28 protein-coding genes are annotated in these 25304 nt (G+C 59.4%); 27 read left to right on the top strand and 1 reads right to left on the bottom strand.

Features of this window, described 5'->3' with window-relative positions:
- Positions 1 to 60 precede the first annotated feature (60 nt).
- From B9Z48_RS20190 to B9Z48_RS20060, 27 genes are all read left to right on the top strand, one after another.
- Positions 61 to 4761, top strand: coding sequence for a glutamate synthase-related protein (locus B9Z48_RS20190; RefSeq protein ID WP_108380421.1), 4701 nt, complete (start codon positions 61 to 63; stop codon positions 4759 to 4761).
- Between the two features lie 29 nt (positions 4762 to 4790).
- Positions 4791 to 6272, top strand: a complete 1482-nt coding sequence (locus B9Z48_RS20185; RefSeq protein ID WP_108380420.1) for a glutamate synthase subunit beta — start codon at positions 4791 to 4793, stop codon at positions 6270 to 6272.
- A gap of 106 nt (positions 6273 to 6378) precedes the next feature.
- The gene (locus tag B9Z48_RS20180; RefSeq protein WP_108380419.1) at positions 6379 to 7194 is read left to right on the top strand and encodes an ABC transporter ATP-binding protein; all 816 of its coding nucleotides are present in this window, start codon (positions 6379 to 6381) and stop codon (positions 7192 to 7194) included.
- Positions 7191 to 7973 carry a lipid asymmetry maintenance ABC transporter permease subunit MlaE gene (mlaE, locus tag B9Z48_RS20175; RefSeq protein ID WP_089955891.1) on the top strand — a complete coding sequence of 261 codons (783 nt, stop codon included), beginning with the start codon at positions 7191 to 7193 and terminating at the stop codon, positions 7971 to 7973. Before B9Z48_RS20180 ends, mlaE begins: the two co-directional genes overlap by 4 nt.
- Before the next feature lie 10 nt (positions 7974 to 7983).
- Positions 7984 to 8463 (top strand): outer membrane lipid asymmetry maintenance protein MlaD, encoded by a 480-nt coding sequence (mlaD, locus tag B9Z48_RS20170; RefSeq protein WP_089955887.1) that lies wholly within the window; start codon positions 7984 to 7986, stop codon positions 8461 to 8463.
- 23 nt (positions 8464 to 8486) lie between these two features.
- Positions 8487 to 9197, top strand: coding sequence for a VacJ family lipoprotein (locus B9Z48_RS20165; protein WP_233261204.1), 711 nt, complete (start codon positions 8487 to 8489; stop codon positions 9195 to 9197).
- An 80-nt stretch (positions 9198 to 9277) separates the two neighbouring features.
- Positions 9278 to 9907, top strand: coding sequence for a phospholipid-binding protein MlaC (locus B9Z48_RS20160; RefSeq protein WP_108380442.1), 630 nt, complete (start codon positions 9278 to 9280; stop codon positions 9905 to 9907).
- Between the two features lie 10 nt (positions 9908 to 9917).
- The gene (locus B9Z48_RS20155; RefSeq protein ID WP_108380418.1) at positions 9918 to 10193 is read left to right on the top strand and encodes a lipid asymmetry maintenance protein MlaB; all 276 of its coding nucleotides are present in this window, start codon (positions 9918 to 9920) and stop codon (positions 10191 to 10193) included.
- A gap of 82 nt (positions 10194 to 10275) precedes the next feature.
- Positions 10276 to 11211, top strand: a complete 936-nt coding sequence (locus B9Z48_RS20150) for an ABC transporter ATP-binding protein (protein WP_108380417.1) — start codon at positions 10276 to 10278, stop codon at positions 11209 to 11211.
- Positions 11208 to 11963, top strand: coding sequence for an ABC transporter permease (locus B9Z48_RS20145; RefSeq protein ID WP_108380416.1), 756 nt, complete (start codon positions 11208 to 11210; stop codon positions 11961 to 11963). Before B9Z48_RS20150 ends, B9Z48_RS20145 begins: the two co-directional genes overlap by 4 nt.
- Positions 11964 to 11970: 7 nt before the next feature.
- The gene (locus B9Z48_RS20140) at positions 11971 to 12213 is read left to right on the top strand and encodes a BolA family protein (protein WP_108380415.1); all 243 of its coding nucleotides are present in this window, start codon (positions 11971 to 11973) and stop codon (positions 12211 to 12213) included.
- A 38-nt stretch (positions 12214 to 12251) separates the two neighbouring features.
- Positions 12252 to 13517, top strand: a complete 1266-nt coding sequence (murA, locus tag B9Z48_RS20135; RefSeq protein ID WP_108380414.1) for a UDP-N-acetylglucosamine 1-carboxyvinyltransferase — start codon at positions 12252 to 12254, stop codon at positions 13515 to 13517.
- A complete protein-coding gene (hisG, locus tag B9Z48_RS20130) occupies positions 13514 to 14155 on the top strand; it encodes an ATP phosphoribosyltransferase (protein WP_108380413.1) in 642 nt (213 codons plus the stop codon). The genes murA and hisG overlap by 4 nt, the downstream gene beginning before the upstream one ends.
- A 14-nt stretch (positions 14156 to 14169) precedes the next feature.
- On the top strand, positions 14170 to 15564 hold the full coding sequence (hisD, locus tag B9Z48_RS20125; protein WP_108380441.1) for a histidinol dehydrogenase: 1395 nt from the start codon (positions 14170 to 14172) through the stop codon (positions 15562 to 15564).
- Entirely contained in the window at positions 15561 to 16643 is a 1083-nt protein-coding gene (hisC, locus tag B9Z48_RS20120) for a histidinol-phosphate transaminase (protein WP_108380412.1), read from the top strand. Before hisD ends, hisC begins: the two co-directional genes overlap by 4 nt.
- The gene (gene hisB / locus B9Z48_RS20115; RefSeq protein ID WP_108380411.1) at positions 16640 to 17242 is read left to right on the top strand and encodes an imidazoleglycerol-phosphate dehydratase HisB; all 603 of its coding nucleotides are present in this window, start codon (positions 16640 to 16642) and stop codon (positions 17240 to 17242) included. The genes hisC and hisB overlap by 4 nt, the downstream gene beginning before the upstream one ends.
- A gap of 2 nt (positions 17243 to 17244) precedes the next feature.
- Complete coding sequence (gene hisH, locus B9Z48_RS20110) at positions 17245 to 17901, top strand: imidazole glycerol phosphate synthase subunit HisH (RefSeq protein ID WP_108380410.1); 657 nt, start codon at positions 17245 to 17247, stop codon at positions 17899 to 17901.
- Positions 17902 to 17950: 49 nt separating this feature from the next.
- On the top strand, positions 17951 to 18691 hold the full coding sequence (gene hisA / locus B9Z48_RS20105; protein ID WP_053172214.1) for a 1-(5-phosphoribosyl)-5-[(5-phosphoribosylamino)methylideneamino]imidazole-4-carboxamide isomerase: 741 nt from the start codon (positions 17951 to 17953) through the stop codon (positions 18689 to 18691).
- Between the two features lie 21 nt (positions 18692 to 18712).
- Positions 18713 to 19567, top strand: coding sequence for a D-hexose-6-phosphate mutarotase (locus B9Z48_RS20100; RefSeq protein ID WP_108380409.1), 855 nt, complete (start codon positions 18713 to 18715; stop codon positions 19565 to 19567).
- Positions 19568 to 19607: 40 nt separating this feature from the next.
- Entirely contained in the window at positions 19608 to 19817 is a 210-nt protein-coding gene (locus B9Z48_RS20095; protein WP_146186340.1) for a hypothetical protein, read from the top strand.
- A gap of 3 nt (positions 19818 to 19820) precedes the next feature.
- Positions 19821 to 20621 (top strand): imidazole glycerol phosphate synthase subunit HisF, encoded by an 801-nt coding sequence (hisF, locus tag B9Z48_RS20090; protein WP_089955839.1) that lies wholly within the window; start codon positions 19821 to 19823, stop codon positions 20619 to 20621.
- Between the two features lie 827 nt (positions 20622 to 21448).
- The gene (locus B9Z48_RS20085) at positions 21449 to 21862 is read left to right on the top strand and encodes a hypothetical protein (protein WP_146186339.1); all 414 of its coding nucleotides are present in this window, start codon (positions 21449 to 21451) and stop codon (positions 21860 to 21862) included.
- A gap of 112 nt (positions 21863 to 21974) precedes the next feature.
- Positions 21975 to 22493, top strand: coding sequence for a hypothetical protein (locus tag B9Z48_RS21950; protein WP_146186338.1), 519 nt, complete (start codon positions 21975 to 21977; stop codon positions 22491 to 22493).
- A gap of 157 nt (positions 22494 to 22650) precedes the next feature.
- The gene (locus tag B9Z48_RS20075; RefSeq protein WP_089955825.1) at positions 22651 to 23100 is read left to right on the top strand and encodes an SRPBCC family protein; all 450 of its coding nucleotides are present in this window, start codon (positions 22651 to 22653) and stop codon (positions 23098 to 23100) included.
- Between the two features lie 98 nt (positions 23101 to 23198).
- The gene (locus B9Z48_RS20070) at positions 23199 to 23795 is read left to right on the top strand and encodes a VOC family protein (RefSeq protein WP_108380406.1); all 597 of its coding nucleotides are present in this window, start codon (positions 23199 to 23201) and stop codon (positions 23793 to 23795) included.
- A 271-nt stretch (positions 23796 to 24066) separates the two neighbouring features.
- Positions 24067 to 24429, top strand: coding sequence for an antibiotic biosynthesis monooxygenase (locus tag B9Z48_RS20065; RefSeq protein WP_108380405.1), 363 nt, complete (start codon positions 24067 to 24069; stop codon positions 24427 to 24429).
- A 145-nt stretch (positions 24430 to 24574) separates the two neighbouring features.
- A complete protein-coding gene (locus B9Z48_RS20060; RefSeq protein WP_108380404.1) occupies positions 24575 to 24952 on the top strand; it encodes a VOC family protein in 378 nt (125 codons plus the stop codon).
- A gap of 212 nt (positions 24953 to 25164) precedes the next feature.
- On the opposite strand, the gene B9Z48_RS21945 is transcribed toward B9Z48_RS20060, so the two are convergent.
- On the bottom strand, positions 25165 to 25304 hold a 140-nt coding region (locus B9Z48_RS21945; RefSeq protein WP_233261177.1), incomplete at its 5' end, for an ATP-binding protein.

The raw sequence follows: 25304 nt of genomic DNA, 5'->3' as shown, positions 1-25304 counted from the left end.
GGCATGGATGCTGCAGTGCACTACACTCTTCGGTCTGCGTGAAAACCCTTAGGAGCGCCCATGACTTCGGCCAGTGCAAAAGAACATTTCCAATCAACCGGTCTCTATGACCCCGCCAATGAGCACGATGCTTGTGGTGTCGGCTTTGTGGCCCACATCAAAGGGCACAAGACTCACGCCATCGTGACCCAGGCCCTGAAGATCCTGGAAAACCTCGACCACCGGGGTGCTGTGGGCGCGGATGCGCTCATGGGTGACGGTGCCGGTATCCTGATCCAGTTGCCCGACGCGCTGTACCGCGACGAGATGGCCAAGCAGGGCGTGAACCTGCCGCCCTTTGGTGAGTACGGCGTCGGCATGGTCTTCTTGCCCAAAGAGCATGCTTCTCGCATGGCTTGCGAGCAAGAACTCGAACGCGCCGTCAAGGCCGAAGGCCAAGTGGTGCTGGGCTGGCGCGATGTGCCCGTGAACCGCGACATGCCCATGTCGCCCACCGTGCGCCAAAAAGAGCCGGTCATGCGCCAGATCTTCATCGGCCGCGGTGCCGACGTGATCGTGCAAGACGCCTTGGAGCGCAAGCTGTACGTGATCCGCAAGACCGCCAGCGCCGCCATCCAGAACCTGCGCCTGACGCACAGCAACGAGTACTACATCCCCAGCATGTCCAGCCGCACCGCGGTCTACAAGGGCTTGCTGCTGGCCGACCAAGTGGGCACCTATTACCTGGACCTGCAAGACGAGCGCTGCGTCTCGGCTTTGGGCCTGGTGCACCAGCGTTTCTCCACCAACACTTTCCCCGAGTGGCCATTGGCTCACCCTTACCGCTATGTGGCGCACAACGGTGAGATCAACACCGTCAAGGGCAACTACAACTGGATGAAGGCCCGTGAAGGCGTGATGTCTTCGCCCGTGTTGGCCGCCGACCTGCAAAAGCTCTACCCCATCAGCTTCGCCGGTCAGTCTGACACCGCGACTTTTGACAACTGCTTGGAACTGCTGACGATGGCAGGTTACCCCATCAGCCAGGCCGTGATGATGATGATCCCCGAGCCATGGGAACAGCACACCACCATGGACGAGCGCCGCAAGGCCTTCTATGAATACCACGCTGCGATGCTGGAGCCATGGGATGGCCCCGCATCCATTGTGTTCACTGACGGCCGCCAGATCGGCGCCACGCTGGACCGCAACGGCCTGCGCCCTTCGCGTTACATCATCACCGACGACGACATGGTCATCATGGGCTCCGAGACCGGCGTGCTGCCGATTCCTGAGAGCAAGATCGTGCGCAAGTGGCGTCTGCAGCCCGGCAAGATGTTCCTGATTGACTTGGAACAAGGCCGCATGATCAACGACGAAGAGTTGAAAGCCGGTTTGGCCAGTGCCAAGCCTTACAAGCAGTGGATCGAAAACCTGCGCGTCAAGCTGGACGATGTGGCTGCTGCTCCCTTGGCCCCCGCCTCGGATGTGGCCTTGCTCGACCTGCAACAAGCCTTTGGCACCACCCAAGAAGACATCAAGTTCTTGTTGGCCCCCATGGCCTCGGCCGGTGAAGAAGCCATTGGCTCCATGGGCAACGACAGCCCGCTGGCCGTGCTGTCTGACAAGAACAAGCCGCTGTACAACTACTTCAAACAGTTGTTCGCGCAGGTGACCAACCCCCCGATCGACCCGATCCGCGAAGCGATAGTGATGTCCTTGGTGTCCTTCATCGGCCCCAAGCCGAACCTGCTGGACATCAACCAGGTCAACCCGCCCATGCGCTTGGAGGTGAGCCAGCCCATTCTGGACTTCGCCGACATGGCCAAGCTGCGCAACATCGAGCAAGCCACCAAGGGCAAGTTCAAGAGCGCGACGCTGGACATCACTTACCCCGCCTTGTGGGGCCGCGAAGGTGTGGAAGCCAAACTGGCATCGCTGTGCGCTGAAGCCGTGGACGCCATCAAGGGCGGCCACAACATCCTGATCATCAGCGACCGTGGCGTGAACGCCACCCAAGTGGCTGTGCCTGCGCTGCTGGCGCTGTCGGCCATTCACCAGCATCTGGTGACCGAAGGGCTGCGCACCACCGCTGGCCTGGTGGTTGAAACCGGCACCGCCCGCGAAGTGCACCACTTTGCGGTGCTGGCCGGTTACGGCGCAGAAGCCGTGCACCCCTACTTGGCGATGGAAACCCTGGCTGCGCTGCACAAAGAGCTGCCCGGTGACTTGTCAGCTGAGAAGGCCATCTACAACTACGTCAAGGCAATCGGCAAGGGCCTGTCCAAGATCATGTCCAAGATGGGCGTGTCGACTTACATGTCGTACTGCGGCGCGCAGTTGTTCGAAGCCATCGGCATCAACACCGAGACCATCAACAAGTACTTCACCGGTACCTCCAGCCGCGTGGGCGGTATCGGCGTGTTCGAGATCGCTGAAGAAGCCTTCCGCATGCACACCGCCGCCTTTGGCGACGACCCGATCCTGGCCACCATGCTGGACGCTGGCGGCGAATACGCATGGCGCGCCCGTGGCGAAGAGCACATGTGGACGCCCGATGCGATTGCCAAGTTGCAGCACTCCACCCGTGCCAACAACTTCAGCACTTACAAGGAATACGCGCAGATCATCAACGACCAAAGCAAGCGCCACATGACGCTGCGCGGTTTGTTCGAGTTCAAGATTGACCCTTCCAAAGCCATCCCGCTGGAGCAGGTCGAGCCTGCCGCCGAGATCGTTAAGCGTTTTGCCACCGGCGCGATGTCGCTGGGTTCGATCTCCACCGAAGCGCACGCCACTCTGGCCGTGGCCATGAACCGCATTGGCGGCAAGAGCAACACGGGCGAGGGCGGTGAAGACGCCAACCGTTACCGCAACGAACTCAAGGGCATCCCGATCAAGTTGGGTGATTCTTTGAAGAGCGTGATCGGCGAAGAGAACGTCGAAGTCGACATGCCTTTGGCTGCCGGTGACAGCCTGCGTTCGCGCATCAAACAAGTCGCTTCGGGCCGCTTTGGTGTGACGGCCGAATACCTGTCCAGCGCCGACCAGATCCAGATCAAGATGGCTCAGGGCGCAAAGCCCGGTGAAGGCGGTCAGTTGCCTGGCGGCAAAGTGTCCGACTACATCGGCAAGCTGCGCCACTCGGTGCCCGGTGTCGGTTTGATTTCGCCACCTCCACACCACGACATCTACTCCATCGAGGATTTAGCTCAGCTGATCCACGACCTGAAGAACGTGGCCCCACACAGCGACATCAGCGTCAAGCTCGTGTCCGAAATCGGCGTCGGCACCATCGCCGCCGGTGTGGCCAAGTGCAAGGCCGACCATGTGGTGATCGCCGGTCACGACGGCGGCACGGGCGCATCGCCTTGGTCGTCGGTCAAGCATGCTGGCTCACCTTGGGAAATCGGTCTGGCCGAAACCCAGCAGACCCTGGTGCTCAACGGCCTGCGTGGTCGCATCCGTGTGCAGGCCGATGGCCAGATGAAGACCGGCCGCGACGTCGCGATTGGCGCATTGCTCGGCGCAGACGAGTTCGGCTTTGCCACCGCACCGCTGGTGGTCGAGGGCTGCATCATGATGCGCAAGTGCCACCTGAATACTTGCCCGGTGGGCGTGGCCACACAAGACCCCACACTGCGCAAGAAGTTCACCGGCAAGCCCGAGCATGTCGTGAACTATTTCTTCTTCATCGCCGAAGAAGTGCGCCAGATCATGGCCCAGCTGGGCATCGCCAAATTCGACGATCTGGTGGGCCGCGCCGACCTGCTCGACATGAAGAGCGGTGTGGAACACTGGAAAGCCAAAGGTTTGGACTTTGGTCGCCTGCTGGCTGTGCCTCAGGTCGCCTCTACCGTGGCCGTGCGCCATGTGGACACACAAGACCACGGCCTCGAAAAAGCCCTGGACAACGTGCTGATCGCCAAGAGCCGCGCCGCCATCGACAAGGGCGAAAAAGTGCAGTTCATGGAAGTCGCCCGCAACGTGAACCGCTCGGTCGGTGCCATGTTGTCCGGTGCGGTGACCAAAGTGCACCCCGAAGGTTTGCCTGACGATACTTTGCGCATTCAGCTCGAAGGCACAGGCGGTCAGTCCTTTGGCGCTTTCTTGGCCAAAGGCATCACGCTGTACCTGATCGGCGAAGCCAACGACTACACCGGCAAAGGTTTGTCGGGTGGCCGCATCGTGGTGCGCCCGAGCCTGGAGTTCCGTGGCGTGGCCTCGCAAAACATCATCGTGGGCAACACCGTCATGTACGGCGCGACCACGGGTGAGGCCTTCTTTGCTGGCGTGGCTGGCGAGCGCTTTGCAGTGCGTCTGTCCGGCGCCACCGCCGTGGTCGAAGGCACAGGCGACCATGGTTGCGAATACATGACTGGCGGCACCGTGGCTGTGCTGGGCAAGACCGGCCGCAACTTCGGCGCAGGCATGAGCGGCGGTATCGCTTATGTCTACGACGAAGACGGCGAGTTCGCCTCGCGCTGCAACACGGCCATGGTCAGCATGGAAAAAGTGCTGACGGTGGCCGAGCAGGAAGCACAAGTGGACCGCAAGGTCTGGCACCGCGACCAGGCCGACGAAGCGCAACTCAAGAAACTGCTGGAAGAGCACCACAAGTGGACCGGCAGCCAGCGTGCCCGCGAGTTGCTGGACAACTGGGCCACCGCTCGCGCCAAGTTCGTGAAAGTGTTCCCGAACGAATACAAGCGCGCCTTGGGCGAGATCAACGCACGCAAAGCGGCAAACGCGGCCAAAGCCGCCAAGCCTGTTGTCGCCTGAGCCCCACGTCAAAAAGTTAAGGAAACATCATGGGAAAAATCACAGGTTTCATGGAATTTGAGCGCATCGAAGAGGGTTACAAGCCCGTCACCGAGCGCTTGAAGAACTACGGCGAGTTCGTGATCGGCTTGACACCCGAGCAGTCCAAAACCCAGGCCGCACGCTGCATGGATTGCGGCACGCCGTTTTGCAACAACGGCTGCCCGGTCAACAACATCATTCCGGACTTCAACGACTTGGTGTACCAGGGCGATTGGAAGAACGCGATCGAGGTGCTGCACAGCACCAACAACTTCCCCGAGTTCACTGGCCGCATCTGCCCCGCACCTTGCGAAGCAGCTTGCGTGGTCAACTTCAACGACGACGCCGTGGGCATCAAGTCCATCGAGCACGCCATCATCGACCGCGCCTGGGCCGAAGGCTGGGTCACGCCCCGCCCTGCCAAGGTCAAGACCGGCAAAACCGTGGCCATCATTGGCGCAGGCCCCGCTGGCTTGGCCGCTGCCCAGCAGCTGGCACGCGCTGGCCACGACGTGACCTTGTTCGAGAAGAACGACCGCGTGGGTGGTTTGCTGCGCTACGGCATCCCTGACTTCAAGATGGAAAAGACGCACATCGACCGCCGCGTCCAGCAGCTTGAAGCCGAAGGCGTGAAGATCCGCACCAGCGTGCTGGTGGGGGAATGGCCAAAGGACTCCAAGGTCACCAACTGGGCCAAAGAAACCATCTCGGCTGAACAGCTCAAGAAGGACTTTGACGCAGTGCTGCTCACAGGCGGCTCCGAGCAGTCGCGTGACCTGCCCGTGCCCGGCCGCGAACTGGACGGCATCCACTTTGCGATGGAATTCCTGCCCCAGCAAAACAAGGTCAACGCAGGCGACAAGCTCAAAGGCCAACTGCGTGCTGACGGCAAAAACGTCATCGTGATCGGCGGCGGCGACACCGGCAGCGACTGTGTGGGCACCAGCACACGCCACGGTGCCGTGAGCGTCACCCAGTTCGAGGTGATGCCCGAGCCACCCGAAAAAGAAAACAAAGCGATGGTCTGGCCCTACTGGCCCATGAAGCTGCGCACCAGCTCCAGCCATGACGAGAGCGCCGAAAAAGGCTTGCTCAAGCGTGAATTCGCCATCTCCACCAAAGCGTTCACTGGCGAAAAAGGCAAAGTCACCGGATTGACCACGGTGCATGTCGAATTCAAAGACGGCAAGATGGTTGAAGTGCCCGGCACCGAGAAGGAATACAAAGCCGACATGGTCTTGCTGGCCATGGGCTTCACCAACCCGGTCGCCACTGTGCTCGACGCCTTTGGCATCGACAAGGACGCCCGTGGCAACGCCAAGGCCAGCACCGACTTCACAGGCGGCTACGCCACCAACGTGAACAAGGTGTTTGCAGCAGGCGACATGCGCCGGGGTCAGTCGCTGGTGGTGTGGGCCATCCGCGAAGGCCGTCAGGCCGCACGCGCGGTCGACGAATTCCTGATGGGGAAAAGCGATTTGCCTCGCTAAGGCTACCGGGTTCTAGGTAAAATCCCTAGAGAACCAAGGTTGACATCCCGTTGACCTTGGGCCGCTAACATCACAAGAGCCGGACCCTGACCGGCTTTTGTTTTTCATGAACACCACCACATCACAGCCCCTTGTTGAACTGCGCGACCTGACGTTCGGGTATGGCGACCGTGTCATTTTGAAGAACCTGAGCTTCAATGTGCCACGAGGACAAGTCACGGCCTTGATGGGGGTTTCGGGAGGTGGAAAGACCACGGTGTTGCGATTGATCGGTGGCCAGATCCGTGCCACTGCAGGTCAACTGCTGTTTGACGGCAAGGACATCACCCCCATGCGTCAAGCCGAGTTGTATGCAGCACGGCGTCGAATGGGCATGTTGTTTCAGTTCGGTGCGCTGTTCACCGACATGAGCGTGTTTGACAACGTGGCATTTCCTTTGCGCGAACACACGCATTTGTCTGAAGACCTGATCCGTGACATTGTGCTGATGAAACTCGATGCGGTCGGTTTGCGCGGTGCACGAGACTTGAAACCCTCCGAAATTTCAGGCGGCATGAGCCGCCGAGTGGCCTTGGCCCGCGCCATCGCGCTGGACCCGGACTTGATCATGTACGACGAGCCCTTTGCGGGCCTCGATCCCATTTCACTGGGCACGGCTGCGCGGCTGATTCGCCGTCTCAACGACAGCCTGGGCATCACCAGCGTGGTCGTGTCGCACGATGTGACCGAGACCTTTGAAATCGCCGACCATGTGGTCATTTTGGCCAACGGTGGGGTGGCTGCACAAGGGACACCCGCTGAGTTGCGTGCCAGCAACGACCCCCTGATTTACCAGTTTGTGCACGCTTTGAGTGATGGCCCCGTGCCCTTTCATTACCCTGCACCATCGGCTGCTCGCGACTATGACCGGAGGTCTTCATGATCACGTCTTTGTTGGCCGCCTTGGGCGCGAGCACCCGCCAGATGTTGGCCGATTGGGGTTTTGCCGCTCGTTTGTTTTTCAAATTGCTGAGCCTCTCCGGAGTTGTCCTCAAGCGTTTTGGTTTGGTGCGCGACCAGGTTCATTTTTTGGGCAACTATTCGCTGGCCATCATCACAGTGTCCGGCTTGTTTGTGGGCTTTGTGTTGGGTTTGCAGGGTTACTACACCTTGCAACGCTATGGTTCAGCCGAGGCCTTGGGTTTGTTGGTGGCCTTGAGCTTGGTGCGCGAGTTGGGTCCGGTGGTGGCGGCTTTGCTTTATGCGGGACGGGCTGGGGCCTCACTCACGGCCGAGATTGGCTTGATGCGTGCGGGTGAGCAACTCACCGCTTTGGAGATGATGGCGGTGGACCCGGTCCAGCGCATCTTGGCCCCCCGCTTTTGGGGCGGTGTCATTGCGTTGCCCTTGCTTGCCGCAGTGTTCAGCGCCGTGGGCATTTTGGGGGGCTACGTGGTGGGCGTGCTGCTCATCGGTGTCGATGCAGGGTCGTTCTGGAGCCAGATGCAAGGCGGCGTCGATGTGTTCAAGGACGTGGGCAATGGCATCATCAAAAGCGTGGTGTTTGGTGTGGCGGTGACCTTCATCGCTTTGCTGCAAGGCTATGTGGCCAAGCCGACCCCAGAGGGTGTGGCCAGTGCCACCACGCGCAGTGTGGTGGTTTCTTCTTTGTCGGTGTTGGGGTTGGATTTCATCCTCACCGCGATGATGTTCAGCATTTGAGGAGGACGGCATGCAACGTTCAAAAAATGATGTGTGGGTCGGGTTGTTTGTGATGCTCGGCGCAGTGGCTGTGCTTTTTTTGGCCCTCAAAGCGGCCAATTTGCTGACCTGGAGTTTCAGCAAGGATTACGAAGTCAGTGCCAAGTTTGACAACATTGGTGGACTCAAACCGGGTGCGGCAGTCAAAAGCGCTGGGGTGGTGGTTGGCCGTGTCAAGAAAATTGAATTCGACGGTGAATCTTTTCAGGCCAAGGTGACCTTGGCCCTGCAGACGGGGCTGGCTTTTCCTCAAGACAGTTCCTTGAAAATTCTGACCAGTGGCTTGCTCGGCGAACAATATTTGGACGTGACGCCGGGCGCTGACGAAAAGAACCTGGTTGCAGGCGACAAGATCGGATCAACCCAGTCAGCCGTGATTCTGGAAAACTTGATCAGTCAGTTTTTGTTCAACCAGGCTGAAAAACCCAAGGCCGAAAGTCAAAAGCCATGATGATGTCAATGAAACGATGGGCCATGCCCTTGCTTGTGTTGGTGCTGTTCGGACTTCAAGGCTGTGCAACGGTCCAAAACGCGGATGCCCGAGATCCATGGGAGCCGATGAACCGCAGCGTTTACAAGTTCAACGATGTGGTGGACAACGTGGCCATCAAACCACTGGCTCAAGCGTATGTCACAGTGATTCCCTCGTTCGTTCGTACAGGGGTGCACAATGTCTTGGGCAACTTGAGCGATGTCTGGTCCATGGCCAACAGCGCCATGCAGTTGAAGGGTCAAGCCACCGCCGAAACGTTCATGCGCATCAATGTCAACACCTTCTTGGGTCTGGGTGGTTTGCTGGATGTGGCCAGCGAAATGGGCCTTGAAAAAAGAAAAGAAGACTTTGGCCAAACCTTGGGTTATTGGGGTGTCAAGCCGGGTCCTTACCTGATGTTGCCTTTGTTGGGTCCTTCCACTTTGCGTGACGGCCTGGCAACCCCACTGGACATGCAAGCCAATCCTTCCCAGGCGTTCACCGCTGAGACCACGCGCAACGCATTGACTGCGGCCCGTGTATTGGATGTGCGTGCAAGTTTGCTGCAGACGGTGGATGTCATCAAGGCAGCCTCCTTGGACCCCTACACCTTTGTGCGCGATGCTTATTTGCAAAAGCGCAACAATGACATCCATGATGGCAATCCTCCTTCTGATTTCGATTACGGTGAATCTGACCCACCGTCCAAATAAACCCCGTTACAGTTGCTCACACGGCCCTGGCTGACTGGCCCTATAGTTATTCAATGCAAAAATATTTCACTTCTTTGTCCATGAACCGTCGCCAAGGCTTAACCGTACTGGGTGCTGCCTGTTTGAGCTTGGGTCTTGGTGCTGCCTGGGCCTCTGAAGAGGCCCCCGAAGCCTTTGTCAAGCGCATCACCAACGACACCTTGGAAACGATCAAGGCAGACAAGGCGCTGCGCAACGGTGATATTGCCAAAATCATGCAATTGGTGGATGACAAACTCATGCCACATGTGAATTTTCGGCGGATGACGTCTTTGGCCACAGGCCCCGCTTGGCGAAAAGCCACGCCAGAGCAACAGGGCCGTTTGCAGACCGAGTTCAAGACCTTGTTGGTCCGCACCTACGCTGGTGCACTCAGTCAGGTCAGCGACCAGGTTGTGGTCGTCAAACCTCTGCGAGCAGGTCAAGAGGATAAAAATTTGGTGGTCAACACCGAGGTGCGAGGCAAAGGTGATCCGATTCAGCTCGATTACCGCCTTGAAAAAACACCTGGACAAGGTGCAGGTTGGATGATTTTTGACTTGAACGTTCTGGGTGTCTGGTTGATTGAAAACTACAGAACCCAGTTCACCAAAGAGATCAACGCGGGCGGCATCGATGCCTTGATCGCCAGTTTGGTGGCGCGCAACAAAACCAACGCCAAAGCCTCCTGAGCGCAAAACCATGAGCGTCTTGACCATGCCTGAAACCTTGCTTCACGAGCATGCACCAGCTTGTTTGGCATTGTGGGTGGCACAATGCAAGCCCATGGGGTCATCTGTGGTCAGTGTCGATGCCTCTGCACTCACGGCTTTTGATTCGTCCGCTTTGGCTGCGCTTTTGGGTTTGCGTCGTGAGGTACTGGCCCAAGGTGGAACATTGCAAATTTCGGGCATGACCTCTCGTTTAAGGGAGTTGGCCCGTCTTTATGGCGTGATCGACTTGCTGGAGCCCGTTTGAACGACTGGTGAGGGGTTTTTCACCCCCGTTCACCCTGTAGCGCCATGGGGCAGCCGCTCAGCACTTAAAATAAACCCCTCACATGCCAGCGCTCTCTTTCCAAACCGTCTCCAAGATTTACCCGGCCAAACAGGCGGGCGCAGCCGCGTTCAAAGCCCTCGACCAAGTCAGCTTTGATGTGGAGGAGGGCGAATTCTTCGGCCTGCTGGGCCCTAACGGCGCAGGCAAAACCACCCTGATCAGCACTTTGGCGGGCCTCAGCCGCCCCACCACCGGGCGCGTGTTGGTGCATGGTCATGACGTGCAAACCGATTACGCCGCTGCCCGCCGCCTCTTGGGCGTGGTGCCGCAAGAGTTGGTGTTTGACCCGTTTTTCACGGTGCGCGAGGCGCTGCGCATCCAGTCGGGCTATTTCGGTGTCAAGAAAAACGAGGCCTGGATCGACGAGTTGCTGGAGAGCCTGGGTTTGGCCGACAAGGCAGGTTCCAACATGCGTCAACTCTCGGGCGGCATGAAGCGCCGCGTGCTGGTGGCGCAAGCCTTGGTGCACAAGCCCCGCGTGATCGTGCTTGATGAGCCGACGGCCGGGGTCGATGTCGAGCTGCGCCAGACTTTGTGGGCCTTCATCGCCAAACTCAACAAGCAAGGTCACACCGTCTTGCTCACCACCCATTACCTCGAAGAAGCCGAAGCCCTGTGTGGCCGCATCGCCATGCTTAAGCGCGGCCAGTTGCTGGCACTCGAGCGCACATCCGACTTGCTGCGCTCGGCCACCAGCCAAGTGCTGCGCTTCAAACTCGACGGCGACTTGCCACCCGCCGTGGCGGCCATTGCGCGTGTCACAGGCCGCATCGTGCAGTTGCCCGTGCACAACGCGGTCGAGATCGAAAACCACTTGGCCACCCTGCGCACGGCGGGTCTGGTGGTGGAAGACGTGGAGATTCGCCAAGCCGACCTGGAAGACGTGTTTCTTGAAGTCATGAACCGCAAACAAACCGCCTCGGGAGCCCTGGCATGACCGGCTGGCAAACCCTGCTCTACAAAGAGGTGCTGCGTTTCTGGAAAGTCGCTTTCCAGACGGTGGGCGCACCCGTGCTCACCTCGGTGCTGTACATGCTCATCTTCGGCCATGTGCTCGAAGACCATGTCAAGGTGTACGACAACGTGCCCTACACCTCGTTTTTGCTGCCGGGCCTGATGATGATGGGCGTGCTGCAAAACGCTTTTGCCAACAGCTCGTCGAGCCTGGTGCAAAGCAAGATCATGGGCAGTTTGGTGTTTTTGTTGCTCACGCCCTTGTCGCACCGCAGCTGGTTTGTGGCCTATGTGGGCTCTTCGGTGGTGCGCGGACTTGCCGTGGGCTTGGGGGTGTTTGTCATCACAGGCTGGATGATCAACATCACCTTCGTCAACCCTCTGTGGATTTTGACTTTTGCCGTGATGGGCGCGGCCATGATGGGCTCGCTGGGTGTGATTGCCGGGCTGTGGGCTGAAAAGTTCGACCAAATGGCCGCCTTCCAGAATTTCATCATCATGCCCATGACGTTTTTGTCGGGCGTGTTTTATTCCATCCATTCATTGCCGCCGTTTTGGCAAAAGCTCAGTCACCTGAACCCGTTTTTCTACATGATCGACGGATTTCGTTACGGCTTTTTTGGCCAAAGCGATGTGTCGCCTTGGGTCAGTTTGGCGGTGGTGGGCACCGCCTTGGCCCTCATCAGTGCCTTGACCCTTCACCTTTTGCGCATCGGCTACAAAATCCGAAGCTGAAAACCCCATGAACGCAGAGCAACTCCAAGCCATCATCGCCGCAGGCCTTTCGTGCACCCACCTCACGGTGGAGGGCGATGGCCGCCATTGGAGCGCCGTGGTGGTGTCCGAAGCCTTTGCCGGCATGCGCCCCATTGCGCGGCACCAGCGGGTTTACGCCACGCTGGGCCAAAAAATGCACACCGACGAAGTTCACGCCCTGTCCATGAAAACCTTCACGCCCGCCGAATGGGCTGCGCAAGCCCCATGATCCGAAGGCCTTTGGGCCGAAACGCACCGACCTGACCCATGGACAAACTGAAAATTCGCGGTGGCCACCGCCTGCAAGGCACGCTCGATGTGTCGGGTGCCAAAAACGCCGCTCTGCCCGAGCTGTGCGCCGCTTTGCTGAGCGCCGAGCCCGTCACGCTGGCCAATGTGCCGCGCCTGCAAGACGTCTCGACCATGCTCAAGCTGATCCGCAACATGGGCGTGACGGCCGAGCACCACGAAGACAGCCGCGTCACGCTGGATGCGGGGGCTTTGAACAACCCAGAAGCACCCTATGAGTTGGTGAAAACCATGCGGGCCTCGGTGCTGGCGCTGGGGCCCTTGCTGGCCCGTTTTGGTCATGCCAAAGTGTCTTTGCCGGGCGGTTGCGCCATTGGCTCGCGGCCCGTAGACCAGCACATCAAAGGCCTGCAGGCCATGGGCGCCGTCATCACGGTGGACCACGGCTACATGCTGGCCAGCCTGCCCGAGGGCCGCTCGCGCCTGAAGGGCGCGCACATCACGACCGACATGGTCACCGTGACGGGTACGGAAAACTTCATGATGGCCGCGGCTTTGGCCGAAGGCGAGACGGTGCTGGAAAACGCAGCCCAAGAGCCCGAAATTCCCGACTTGGCCGAGATGCTCATCAAAATGGGCGCGAAGATCGAAGGCCACGGCACACGCCGCATCCGCATTCAGGGTGTGGACCGTCTGCACGGTTGCGATCACCAGGTGGTGGCTGACCGCATCGAGGCGGGCACCTTCTTGTGCGCCGTAGCCGCCTCGGGCGGTGATGTGGTGCTGCGCCACGGCCGCGCCGACCACCTCGAAGTGGTCATCGAAAAGCTGCGCGATGCCGGTGCCACCATCGAAGCGGGCGAAGGCTTCATCCGCATCAAGGCCGATGGCCGCTTGAAAGCCCAGAGCTTTCGCACCACCGAATACCCGGGTTTTCCGACCGACATGCAAGCCCAGTTCATGGCGCTCAACTGCGTCGCGCAAGGTGCGAGCAAGGTGACCGAAACCATTTTTGAAAACCGCTTCATGCACGTCAACGAACTGGTGCGCCTGGGCGCGCACATCCAAATCGACGGCAAAGTGTCGGTGATCGAGGGCGTGGAAAAACTCTCAGGGGCCACCGTGATGGCCACCGACTTGCGCGCTTCGGCCAGCTTGGTGATTGCCGGCTTGGTGGCCGAAGGCGAAACCATCGTCGACCGCATTTACCACCTGGACCGTGGCTATGACCGCATGGAATTGAAACTGCGCGGCTTGGGTGCCGACATTGAAAGAGTGAAATGATCACGCTGGCCCTGTCCAAAGGACGCATCTTTGACGAAACCCTGCCGCTGCTCAAAGCCGCGGGTATCGAGGTGCTCGAAGACCCCGAAAAATCACGCAAGCTGATCTTGCCCACCAACCAGGCCAATGTGCGTGTGGTGCTGGTGCGGGCCAGCGACGTGCCCACCTATGTGGAATACGGCGGTGCCGATCTGGGCGTGACCGGTCTGGACACCCTGATCGAACACGGCGGCCAGGGCCTGTACCAGCCGTTGGACCTGAACATCGCCAAATGCCGCATGAGCGTGGCGGTGCGCGCCGACTACGACTACGCCAGTGCCGTGCGAACGGGTTCGCGCCTGAAAGTGGCCACCAAATACACCACCATTGCCCGTGACTTCTTTGCCACCAAGGGTGTGCACGTCGACATGATCAAGCTCTACGGCAGCATGGAGCTGGCTCCACTCACGGGCCTGGCCGATGCGATTGTGGATCTGGTGTCCACAGGCAACACGCTCAAGGCCAATCACTTGGTTGAAGTCGAACGCATCATGGACATCAGCTCGCGCTTGGTCGTGAACCAGGCCGCGCTCAAGCTCAAGCAGGCGCCGATCCGCGCCATCATCGACGCCTTTGCGGGCGCAGTGAAGAAAGACTGAATCCCATGGACCCGATGGCACTGCACGCCAAACCATTGCAACTGAACACGGCCGATGCCGGTTTTGAAGCGGCCTTTGCGGCCCGCCTGCATTGGTCTGCCGACACCGACGCCGCCATCGAGCAGCGCGTGGCCGACATCCTGGCCGATGTGCAAAAGCGTGGCGATGACGCCGTGCTGGAATACACCCAGCGTTTTGATGGCCTGCAAGCGCCCGATGTGAAAGCTTTGGAGATCACCCAAGCCGAACTGAAAGCGGCACTCGACAGCCTGCCCGCCGCACAACGCGAAGCCCTGCAAGCCGCCGCCGCACGCGTGCGCAAGTACCACGAAGCCCAGAAAAAGGCCTCGGGCGAGAGCTGGAGCTACCGCGACGAAGACGGCACGCTGCTCGGCCAAAAAGTCACGCCGCTCGACCGCGTGGGCATTTATGTGCCCGGTGGCAAAGCGGCTTACCCCTCTTCGGTGTTGATGAACGCCATCCCCGCCCATGTGGCCGGTGTGCAAGACATCATCATGGTCGTGCCCACGCCAGTGCGCGGCAGCGTGGCGACGGGCGGATCTGGAGAGGCGGCCGCTTCCAGCCGGGGCGAACGCAATGAACTCGTCTTGGCCGCCGCCTATGTGGCGGGCGTCACGCGTGCCTTCACCGTGGGCGGCGCGCAAGCGGTGGGGGCTTTGGCCTACGGCACGGCCACCATCCCCAAGGTGGACAAGATCACCGGCCCCGGCAACGCCTATGTGGCCAGCGCCAAAAAGCGTGTGTTCGGCACCGTGGGCATCGACATGATCGCGGGCCCCTCAGAAATTTTGGTGTTGGCCGATGGCAGCACGCCCGCCGAATGGGTGGCGATGGATTTGTTCAGCCAGGCCGAGCACGACGAACTGGCGCAAAGCATTTTGCTCTGCCCCGATGCGGCCTACATCGCCGAAGTGCAAGCCGTCATTGACCGCCTGCTGCCCACAATGCCCCGCCGCGAGATCATCGCCAAGTCGCTCAACGACCGTGGTGCATTGATTTTGACCCGTAGCATGGAAGAAGCTTGCGCCATCAGCAACCGCATCGCGCCCGAGCACCTGGAGGTGTCGAGCAGCGAGCCGCACCGCTGGGAGCCGCTGCTGCGCCACGCGGGGGCCATCTTTTTGGGGGCGTTCACCAGCGAGTCGCTGGGCGACTACTGCGCTGGCCCTAACCACGTGTTGCCCACCAGCGGCACGGCGCGTTTTTCCTCGCCTTTGGGCGTGTACGACTTCCAAAAACGCAGCAGCTTGATCGAGGTGAGCGAAGCGGGTGCACAGCCACTGGGCCGCATCGCCGCCGAGCTGGCTTATGGCGAAGGCCTGCAAGCGCACGCCCGCGCCGCCGAATTGCGCTTGAACCCTGTTCCCCCCATGCGAGAGCCGACATGACCGTGAGCCCCCAACTGATGCAACGCATCCGCCAGGACGTGAAGTCCATGCACGCCTACGCCATCCAGGACTCGGTCGGCATGGTCAAGCTCGACGCGATGGAAAACCCGCACAGACTGCCGGCTGATCTGCAAAAAGCGCTGGGCGAGCGACTGGGTGCCTTGGCGCTCAACCGCTACCCCGACGGCCGCGTGAACGAACTGCGCCATGCTTTGGCCCAGCACGCCGGCATGCCCGAAGGCTTCGACATCATGCTGGGCAACGGCTCGGACGAGTTGATCTCTTTGCTGGCCATGGCTTGCGATGTGCCTGGCGCCTCCATCCTCTCGCCCTTGCCGGGCTTTGTGATGTACGCCATGAGCGCCCAGCTGCAAGGCCTGGCCTTCCACGGCGTGCCGCTCACCGCCGACTTTGAACTCGACGAAGCCGCCATGCTGGCCGCGATTGCCGAGCACAAGCCCTCCATCGTCTACCTGGCTTACCCCAACAACCCCACGGGCAACCTGTGGAACGACGACACGATCGAAAAGATCGTCCTCGCACAAGGCGCACAAGGCGGCTTGGTGGTCATGGACGAGGCCTACCAGCCTTTTGCCAGCCGCAGCTACGCAGACCGCATCACTCGCCACTCGCACGTCTTGCTCATGCGCACGCTCAGCAAGTTTGGCCTGGCCGGTGTGCGTTTGGGCTACATGATCGGCCCCAAGGCTTTGGTGGCCGAGATCGACAAAGTGCGCCCGCCCTACAACATCAGCGTGCTCAACACCGAATGCGCTCTGTTTGCCTTGGAGCACACCGAGGTGTTTGCAGCCCAAGCCAAAGACCTGCGCGAGCAGCGCACCCGTTTGCTGAAAGAACTGGCCACCTTGCCCGGTGTAACCCCGTTCCCGAGCGAGGCCAACATGATCCTGGCCCGCGTGCCCGATGCGGCCAAAACTTTTGACGGTCTGAAGGCCCACGGTGTGCTGATCAAGAACATTTCTAAAATGCACCCATTGCTGGCCAACTGCTTGCGCCTGACGGTGGGCACCGCCGCAGAAAACGACCAACTCCTTGCCGCTCTGAAAGCCTCCTTATGAACCGCAGTGCTGACCGCATCGCCGATGTCACGCGCAAGACCGCCGAGACGAACATCCGCGTCGCCCTCAACCTCGACGGCACAGGCCAAGCCAAGCTGGCCAGCGGCATCGGTTTTCTGGACCACATGCTCGACCAGATCGCCCGCCACGGCTTGATCGATCTGGACATCGCGTGCGAAGGCGACTTGCACATCGACGGCCACCACACGGTCGAAGACATCGGCATCACCTTGGGCCAGGCGTTCGCGCAAGCGATTAGTGACAAAAAAGGCATCCGCCGTTATGGCCACGCCTATGTGCCGCTCGACGAGGCCCTGAGCCGCGTGGTGGTGGACTTTTCGGGTCGCCCCGGTTTGCACATGGACGTGAATTTCACCTCCGGCTCTCTGGGCACACTCGACACCCAATTGGTCTACGAGTTCTTCCAAGGCTTTGTGAACCACGCGCTGTGCACCTTGCACATCGACAACCTCAAGGGTGTGAACGCGCACCACCAGTGCGAGACGATTTTCAAGGCCTTCGCCCGCGCCGTGCGTGCCGCCCTCGAACTCGATCCGCGCTCGGCGGGCGTGATCCCTTCCACCAAAGGCAGTCTCTGAACATGAGCGTCAACCGCGTCGCCGTTGTGGACTACGGTATGGGCAACCTGCGCAGCGTGGCGCAGGCGGTGATGCACGCCGCCTCCAGCGTGGACCATGCCGAAGTCACCGTCACATCCGACCCGCAAGTAGTGCGCAACGCACACCGCGTGGTCTTGCCGGGGCAGGGCGCCATGCCCGACTGCATGCGCGAGCTGCGCGAGTCGGGCCTGATGGACGCCGTGCTCGAAGCCGCCGCCAGCAAACCCCTGTTTGGCGTGTGTGTGGGCATGCAAATGTTGCTGGACCACAGCGACGAAGGCGATACGCCTGGCTTGGGCCTGATCCCTGGCCGTGTCGTCAAGTTCGATTTGGCCGGACGCATTCAGCCGGACGGCACCCGCTACAAAGTGCCGCAAATGGGCTGGAACCAGGTTTGGCAAGACCAACCAGCGCACGCCCTGTGGCAAGGCGTTGAGGACGGCAGCTGGTATTATTTTGTGCACAGCTTCTATGCCCAGGTGGCCAACCCGGCGCACAGCGCGGCCCAGACCGATTACGGCGGCCGCTTTGCTTGCGCCATTGCCCGTGACAACATATTTGCCACCCAGTTTCACCCCGAAAAAAGCGCGGCCCAAGGCCTGGCCTTGTTCCGCAATTTCCTCCACTGGCAGCCTTGAGAAGTTTTCACTGCCGTTTTTCAGCCCCTCAGTCTTTTTTTAATTCGCCATGATTCTGATCCCCGCCATTGACCTCAAAGACGGCCACTGCGTTCGCCTCAAGCAAGGCGATATGGACCAAGCCACGACCTTTGGCGAAGACCCCGCCGCCATGGCCCGCACCTGGCTCGAAAAAGGCGCACGCCGCCTGCACCTGGTGGATCTGAACGGCGCGTTCGCGGGCAAGCCGCAAAACTTCAGCGCCATCAAGTCCATCCTCAAGGCCGTGGGCGACGACATCCCGGTGCAGCTGGGTGGCGGTATCCGCGATCTGGACACGATTGAAAAATACATCGACAGCGGCCTGCGCTACGTCATCATCGGCACCGCCGCCGTCAAGAACCCCGGCTTTTTGAAAGACGCCTGCACCGCCTTTGGCGGCCACATCATCGTCGGCCTCGACGCCAAAGACGGCAAAGTCGCCACCGACGGCTGGAGCAAGCTCACCGGCCACGAAGTGGTGGACCTGGCCAAGAAGTTCGAAGACTGGGGCGTCGAGTCCATCATCTACACCGACATCGGCCGCGACGGCATGCTCAGCGGCATCAACATCGACGCTACCGTCAAGCTGGCCCAAGCCCTGACCATCCCCGTGATCGCCTCGGGTGGTCTGTCCAACATGGCCGACATCGAGCAGCTGTGCGCTGTCGAAGATGAAGGCGTGGAAGGTGTGATTTGTGGCCGCGCCGTGTATTCGGGCGACCTCGACTTCGCGCTGGCGCAGCAACGCGCCGACGAACTCAACGGCTGATCCATCCCCTCGCTATTGCCCATGAGCGCTCAGGCCACTTGTCGCGACACCGCGTTCGCGGGCCTGCCCGCTTGCGAATTGACACTGCCGCAAGGCGACCGCTTGCGGGTGGCGCTGCACGGTGCGCATGTGCTGTCTTGGGTGTCGGGCGGGCAAGAGCGCCTGTACCTCAGCCCCCTTAGCGTGATGGACGGCCAAGCCGCCATTCGCGGCGGTGTGCCCGTGTGCTTTCCGCAGTTCAACCAACGCGGCCCCATGGCCGAGTGCCTGCCCAAACACGGTTTTGCCCGCAACGTGGCCTGGTTGGCCGATGCGCCCGAACTGGGAGCCGAGCATGCCCGCCTCACGCTGCGCCTGAAGGACAACTTTCAGACCCGCGCCTGGTGGCCCCAAGCCTTTGCCTTGGCGCTGCACATCGACCTGAGCCCGGGTGCCGTGCAACTGACGCTGGACGTGCACAACACAGACACCCAAGCGCTGGCGTTCTCTGGTGCACTGCACACCTATTTGGCCGTGCCCGATGTGACGCAGGCCACGCTGCATGGCCTGGGTGGTCAACCCGAGTGGGATTCACTCACCGACACCCATGCGCCTGCTGCCGAGACGATCCGCTTTGCCGCCGAATTTGACCGCGTGTACGAAGCTGGGCCACAGCCCATGACGCTGAACCAGACCCTGCACATCAGCCAAAGCCCCAGCTGGGCCAACACCGTGGTCTGGAACCCCGCGCAAGACCTGTGCAAGCGCCTGGCCGACATGCCAGACGACGGCTGGCGGCACATGATGTGCGTCGAAGCCGCGCAGGTCTACACGCCCATCACCTTGCCTGCGGGCGAGCGCTGGGCGGGCTGGCAGCGCTTGGCTTTGCGTGCATGATGCAAGCAACTTTGGATTGGGCAAAAAAATGAGTCAGATGATGTCAATTGAACAAGCACGCAGCAGCAGCCTGAGAGGATCGGTGGCTGCCATGGCCAGGGCGGCCAATCAAGCTCGGCGAACGGCTGCGCAAACCCAAACCGCTGTGGTCGTCGAGCGCAATGGCGTTCTGGAGCATCTGTACATCTCGGCCACACAAGCCGACATCAAACCCATCACCGTCTCTATCGAACCGCAAGAGGGTCACTGAAACATGCTCGCCAAACGCATCATCCCTTGCCTCGACGTGACCGGCGGTCGTGTGGTCAAGGGCGTAAACTTTGTTGAACTGCGCGACGCCGGAGACCCGGTCGAAATCGCGGCCCGCTACAACGAGCAGGGCGCTGACGAACTCACCTTCCTCGACATCACCGCCACCAGCGACGGCCGCGACGTGATCCTGCACATCATCGAAGCCGTGGCCAGCCAGGTCTTCATTCCGCTCACGGTGGGCGGCGGTGTGCGCACGGTGGAAGACGTGCGCCGATTGCTCAACGCCGGGGCCGACAAAACCAGCTTCAACTCGGCCGCCATTGCCAACCCGCAAGTCATCCGCGAAGCGTCTGCCAAATACGGCGCGCAATGTATCGTGGTCGCCATCGACGCCAAGCGCCGCAGCGCCGAAGACGAGCAACGCATTGGCACCCACGGTCTGCCCATGGGCCCCGGCTGGGACGTTTACAGCCACGGTGGCCGCAAAAACGTGGGCCTTGACGCCGTGGCTTGGGCCACCCAAATGGCCGAATACGGTGCGGGCGAAATACTGCTCACCAGCATGGACCGCGACGGCACCAAAAGCGGTTTTGACCTGCAACTGACCCGCGCCGTGAGCGACGCGGTGACCGTGCCCGTGATCGCATCAGGCGGAGTGGGCAACCTCGACCACCTGGCCGACGGCGTGAGCATCGGCGGCGCGGATGCGGTGCTGGCGGCCAGTATCTTTCACTATGGTGAATACACCGTGCAGCAGGCGAAAGAGCGGATGCGGGAGCGTGGGATTCCTGTGCGCTTGTGAAGTCTTTTCAGACTTGAAGCAATGAATCCAAACGGGTGAGGGAGCACAGATACTGAAGTTGAGGCTCTAGTCCAAGCTCTTACGGCAGCGCGCGGCTTGCGCAATGCGCTCGAGTAAGGATAGGTCACACGAAGCCGCGACCTGATCCGTTTGTTTGTTGGACGAGCCCGGTTCTGGGCGTTGGTTTGTTCCCTACAGAAAATATCTTTTTTCTTGCCAATGCACTTGACCATTCACGTGGCTCAAGCGGTATGACGGCGGTACGCCTTGTGCCATTGCGGCACTTTTTTGCGGTGCATGGCTGCTTTGGTTGTGCACAGTCGATGATCGCCGCAACGGAGCCAGCTGCGGACCATCTGGCGACACACTTCAATGCATGAATCTCCACGATCTCTGCAATGTCCGATGGCCGTGGCCCATCACCGTTTCAACGCCGCATAAAAATCGTCATGTGGCTCGAATGCCCTGACAAAAACGCTTCCAAATCGGCCACACCCATCTCGTGCGGGTGACGCATGTCACTGGACTACATTGCAATTCAATGGATAAAAAAACAAATACATTGAAATTAATAATTTTCTTTTTTGAGGCTATAGTTTAGAAACCGTACCCGCTCGCGCACCAGATCAAGCAAGCGAGTGAACTGCAAAGAAGGGGCACCGGGTTTCATGGCAAATTTGTACCTGCATCAAATTACGGTGTGCGAGCCTGTGAGCCACGGCACAAGAGGCTTGCAGGCATTCCATCAAAAAGATGTATCGACTGTACCCGGATGTATCCACCGGGTTTTGCGGTCTGTATCACGTTAGAGCACACCGAACATGTTAATGAATCTTCGCACCGCCGCAACAAAGCGAATCGAATTTCTTGCCGACTTAGGCGGAATCGCTTTTTCTCTGTCTGGGGCAACCGCTGCAGCTGTTTTCGGAAAAGCCCTGCTCGCTGTAGTCCTCGGTGCCCTCGCTTTAGGTTTCTTCCTTCGGATTTCCGGCCGAAGGGTGGCAAGCGATCCTTCGGCACTACGTACACCACGTTGGATCTTGGCGGTTTCAGGGCTGCTATCGTTGGTGGAGGTCGGCGTGTTGGTTGAGGCAACCAACCTGCCTGTTCGCTTCACCCAAAATGGGTTTGAACTTTTTCACTGGGCCCTGGTACTTCTAGCGTTCATTGTGGCTTTCTTCATTCAGGTTCGGGTACTCATAAGCGTCGTAATGCAGAGGCGTGGCAGTCATGTGCTCTAACCGGGCGTTCGAGCCGAATCGCAACGGCTGGTCACTCCAAGCCACCATTTCATTCTGGGCCTTACGCAGCCAGCCGCTGCTGTCGGCTCATCTAAAACGTTAGGCAGACATGATGACTTCTTCTTCCGAAGCGCTGCGCGATTCAATCGCGGCGATGTCTACGATCCGCGCGTTAACGCAGAGAAGCGGCGAAAGCGCGCTTGAGGAGGTCGCCGCTGTGCTTCAGCGCCTTGCGCGATCGCCGCACTGGAGGGCGACATCTTGGCGCGCGGCGGCTCCGAGCGAGGAACTCCTCTACGAGTTGGCCGTTCTCGCGGGCGCCCCGTCGCTGTATCTGGTGTCGGATGGGCAGGGCCTCACAAGTCCGCCCCACGAACACGGAACATGGACGGTTATCGCCGGGGTCCGTGGGAATGAGGCCAATGATCTGTATCGGAGGGTTCCGGGCAGACGTGTCGCGCCGATCGACCGCGTAGTCGTCGGCCCCGGTGAGTCAATGGTTCTTGCGGCAGACGCCATTCACTCAACAGAGGTCGTCGGAGAAGGACCGACGTTTCATCTTCACCTCTACGGCAGGCCGTTAAGCGAATTGGATGGTTTCGCCTCTCGGGTCTTTGCAAAGCATGATTAGGAAAGAAACAGTGCCCAATTCAAAGTTAGAGCGGACGGCTTTCATGGGCCGACGAACCGCAGCCCGCGAATGGTCCGCTTCGCGCCGGCCCATGAAAGCTGTCGTTCAACGTCAGCGCTGACCGCGCAAACCACGTTCTCACAGCTCCTTACATCCAATGCAAATTGAACACCGAATCGCAGTAGCCGCCTCGCCGGAGGTGATTTTTGAAATCTATGCAGATGTCGAGAACTGGCCGACTTGGGATCCAGACACAAAGCGAGCCAATATTGATGGTCCGTTCCAAGTTGGAAGCCGTGGCCGTCTCACTCCTACGAAGGGCAACACGGTTCCTATGGTCCTCACGCAAGTCGTGCCCGCCAGGTGCTTCACCGTTGAGTCGAGGATTCCTCTGTTTCGTATGGTTTTCGAGCATGAGCTTGTCCCGGTGCCGGGTGCCACGGAGGTAGTTCACCGGGTTACTTTTTCTGGGCTGCTATCCATTGTGCTGGGCCCGATGCTTGCGAAACAAATCAATTCAGGTCTGCCCGTCACGCTCCGAAACCTGAGGGCACTTGCAGAGGCTCGAAGTGCGGCCCAGCCCATTATTCCTCCGGAGGCGGCGTGATGACGCCGCGCAGCGCCGGTGAATTGAGCCGTTAGGCCCCACAAACACACCCAGGGTCTTGCCGAGGCCGCCAACTTAACTCGAACTACAAGCGCGTCATGAGCCACACCGCTGTCTATTCCACCGTTGACCATGTGATGATCCGCTTGTTGGACATCGATCCCTTGCTCTCGCTCTTTACCGATGTGTTCGGCCTTCCCGTTTCATGGCCAAAGCAAAGCAGCAGCTTTGCGACGTTCGCATGGGTGCATGTGGGAAACACTGAACTTGAGTTGTGGGCCGCCGCAAGCAATTCAGATCTTCCCAAAGAAAGTCAGCCGCCGCTCATTCATGGGTTTGCTATGGAACCTGTTGACTTGGAGGCCAGCGTAGAGCACCTTACCCAAGCGGGACTTCAATGCAAATCCCCCCGGCCTTACCAGACCAAGACCGCAGACGGTTCTCTCACTACAAACTTCACAAACTCGGTATTGCTGGATCTCTCTTCCGATTCCTGTTGCATCTTTTTTTGCGCATGGAATCCTGAAGGAACAATCTATCCATGGAAGGAGCGGTTGACTACAGCCGAACGGAGATCCAGGGATCAACTTGAGATGACAAAGCGTGGAGGCGGAACGATTGGGCTTGTCGGGTTGTCGGAAATCGAGATGTCAACTCCGAATCTGTCTGAGGCAGAGAAAAATGGAGGCTTCTGACAGAGTCATCGGGAACAGGGATCGAGCTGACCGAGGACATGGTCCTAAGATTGACTCAGGGCAGCCGCCAGGTTATTCAATCACTGACTTTCGGAGTCAGATCGTTGGAATCCGCCAGAGATTTTCTATCGGCGAATGGTTTGCTTGGCGTGTCGTCAGAACATGAACTATCACTTGAGTCAACGGCGATCAGCGGGCTCCGAATGAAGTTCAGACAAGCAAGGGAGGCCGCGCAATGACGCCCATCCCTTCGGTTATGCGGACTGGACACATGTACACATCCACCTTTACGTTTGCAAAAAGGCAATACGACACAGAGTTCTATGCCCTTGACGATGTCATTGCACAGATAGCGAAGTCCATCCCAGGTTACTTGGGTGAAGAGTCTTGGGAAAACCAACAAACCGGACTCATCTCAAATGTGTACTACTGGGAGTCGATGGCTGCATTGCAATCATTGATGAAGCACCCTGAGCACATGAAGGCAAAGCAACAGCAATCGCGTTGGCTCAATGGCTTTCAAGTGGTCATCGCTCAAGTCACCGGCACGTATGGCGACAATGGAATCCAACATCCATTGGCTGGTCGTGTTGTCACCACACAAAGTGAAGCGCATCAGGAGCGGCAAGCATGAAATCAACTGCAGTATTCAAGTGTTCGGAACACGGTGTGTGGCCTGGCTGGCTGGTCAAGTTAACGCCAAAAAGGGCCATGCACTTTTTGGTTCCACCCACTCGCTTTGTGTCTTGCGAAGCAGCCTACCGCGAGCGTCAGGCCCCATGAACCTGAACCAAGTTACCCCGCCGGCTGTCAATGTTGCGGAGTCGGTTGACTTCTACAAGCGCATGGGGTTTGAACTCATTGTTGACGCACCGCACTACGCCCGCTTCAAGTGTCCAAATGGCAGCGCCTCGTTTTCGGTGCATCAGGTCGGGGGCGTATCCGAATCGTCGGATGTGGTGGTCTACTTCGAGGACGAATCACTCGATCAAACGGTCAAGCACCTCCAGGCGCATGGAATCGAATTCTTTCAGGAGCCCCGTGATGAACCGTGGTTGTGGCGTGAGGCAAGAGTCAAAGACCCAGCGGGCAACGTCATCTGCCTGTATTGGGCGGGCAGCAATCGCCTAAATCCTCCGTGGCGAGTTGAGGCCTAGCCCCTTGTTAACCGGACGTCCTTCAGCGTGGCTGCGTCGGGCATCATTTCATTTTTGACCGGCTTCGTTTATCTGTCGCAGTCCGGTTTGCTCCAAGTTAAACCACTAAAAGCTTATGGTCGATTTTCCAACGCTGCAGACATCCCCCTGATGGCCAGTCCAAATTCCCCCACCCGTGGCCACCCCAAATTCCCCCAGGCAGCGCTGCCAGATTATGACGTTTCAGGCTGGACGGCCAAGCGAGCAGCCGCCTCCTTGAGCCTGTAGCTCTTGCCCTCAAACTCCAACATCACGCAGCGGTGCATCAACCTGTCCAAAATCGTGCTGGCCATCGTGGCATCCCCCAGATACT

It is taken from the genome of Limnohabitans sp. WS1, from assembly GCF_003063265.1.
In the GTDB taxonomy this organism is placed as follows: Bacteria; Pseudomonadota; Gammaproteobacteria; order Burkholderiales; family Burkholderiaceae_C; genus Limnohabitans_A.
Note: the sequence above shows the minus strand (reverse complement) of the source record. Positions and strands in the feature narration are given on the sequence as shown.

Bases quoted from the DNA above. Each gene is read 5' to 3' on its own strand.
- B9Z48_RS20190 (WP_108380421.1), top strand. From the start codon at position 61: ATGACTTCGGCCAGTGCAAAAGAACATTTCCAATCAACCGGTCTCTAT.
- B9Z48_RS20185 (WP_108380420.1), top strand. From the start codon at position 4,791: ATGGGAAAAATCACAGGTTTCATGGAATTTGAGCGCATCGAAGAGGGT.
- B9Z48_RS20180 (WP_108380419.1), top strand. From the start codon at position 6,379: ATGAACACCACCACATCACAGCCCCTTGTTGAACTGCGCGACCTGACG.
- mlaE (WP_089955891.1), top strand. From the start codon at position 7,191: ATGATCACGTCTTTGTTGGCCGCCTTGGGCGCGAGCACCCGCCAGATG.
- mlaD (WP_089955887.1), top strand. From the start codon at position 7,984: ATGCAACGTTCAAAAAATGATGTGTGGGTCGGGTTGTTTGTGATGCTC.
- B9Z48_RS20165 (WP_233261204.1), top strand. From the start codon at position 8,487: ATGCCCTTGCTTGTGTTGGTGCTGTTCGGACTTCAAGGCTGTGCAACG.
- B9Z48_RS20160 (WP_108380442.1), top strand. From the start codon at position 9,278: ATGAACCGTCGCCAAGGCTTAACCGTACTGGGTGCTGCCTGTTTGAGC.
- B9Z48_RS20155 (WP_108380418.1), top strand. From the start codon at position 9,918: ATGAGCGTCTTGACCATGCCTGAAACCTTGCTTCACGAGCATGCACCA.
- B9Z48_RS20150 (WP_108380417.1), top strand. From the start codon at position 10,276: ATGCCAGCGCTCTCTTTCCAAACCGTCTCCAAGATTTACCCGGCCAAA.
- B9Z48_RS20145 (WP_108380416.1), top strand. From the start codon at position 11,208: ATGACCGGCTGGCAAACCCTGCTCTACAAAGAGGTGCTGCGTTTCTGG.
- B9Z48_RS20140 (WP_108380415.1), top strand. From the start codon at position 11,971: ATGAACGCAGAGCAACTCCAAGCCATCATCGCCGCAGGCCTTTCGTGC.
- murA (WP_108380414.1), top strand. From the start codon at position 12,252: ATGGACAAACTGAAAATTCGCGGTGGCCACCGCCTGCAAGGCACGCTC.
- hisG (WP_108380413.1), top strand. From the start codon at position 13,514: ATGATCACGCTGGCCCTGTCCAAAGGACGCATCTTTGACGAAACCCTG.
- hisD (WP_108380441.1), top strand. From the start codon at position 14,170: ATGGCACTGCACGCCAAACCATTGCAACTGAACACGGCCGATGCCGGT.
- hisC (WP_108380412.1), top strand. From the start codon at position 15,561: ATGACCGTGAGCCCCCAACTGATGCAACGCATCCGCCAGGACGTGAAG.
- hisB (WP_108380411.1), top strand. From the start codon at position 16,640: ATGAACCGCAGTGCTGACCGCATCGCCGATGTCACGCGCAAGACCGCC.
- hisH (WP_108380410.1), top strand. From the start codon at position 17,245: ATGAGCGTCAACCGCGTCGCCGTTGTGGACTACGGTATGGGCAACCTG.
- hisA (WP_053172214.1), top strand. From the start codon at position 17,951: ATGATTCTGATCCCCGCCATTGACCTCAAAGACGGCCACTGCGTTCGC.
- B9Z48_RS20100 (WP_108380409.1), top strand. From the start codon at position 18,713: ATGAGCGCTCAGGCCACTTGTCGCGACACCGCGTTCGCGGGCCTGCCC.
- B9Z48_RS20095 (WP_146186340.1), top strand. From the start codon at position 19,608: ATGTCAATTGAACAAGCACGCAGCAGCAGCCTGAGAGGATCGGTGGCT.
- hisF (WP_089955839.1), top strand. From the start codon at position 19,821: ATGCTCGCCAAACGCATCATCCCTTGCCTCGACGTGACCGGCGGTCGT.
- B9Z48_RS20085 (WP_146186339.1), top strand. From the start codon at position 21,449: ATGAATCTTCGCACCGCCGCAACAAAGCGAATCGAATTTCTTGCCGAC.
- B9Z48_RS21950 (WP_146186338.1), top strand. From the start codon at position 21,975: ATGACTTCTTCTTCCGAAGCGCTGCGCGATTCAATCGCGGCGATGTCT.
- B9Z48_RS20075 (WP_089955825.1), top strand. From the start codon at position 22,651: ATGCAAATTGAACACCGAATCGCAGTAGCCGCCTCGCCGGAGGTGATT.
- B9Z48_RS20070 (WP_108380406.1), top strand. From the start codon at position 23,199: ATGAGCCACACCGCTGTCTATTCCACCGTTGACCATGTGATGATCCGC.
- B9Z48_RS20065 (WP_108380405.1), top strand. From the start codon at position 24,067: ATGTACACATCCACCTTTACGTTTGCAAAAAGGCAATACGACACAGAG.
- B9Z48_RS20060 (WP_108380404.1), top strand. From the start codon at position 24,575: ATGAACCTGAACCAAGTTACCCCGCCGGCTGTCAATGTTGCGGAGTCG.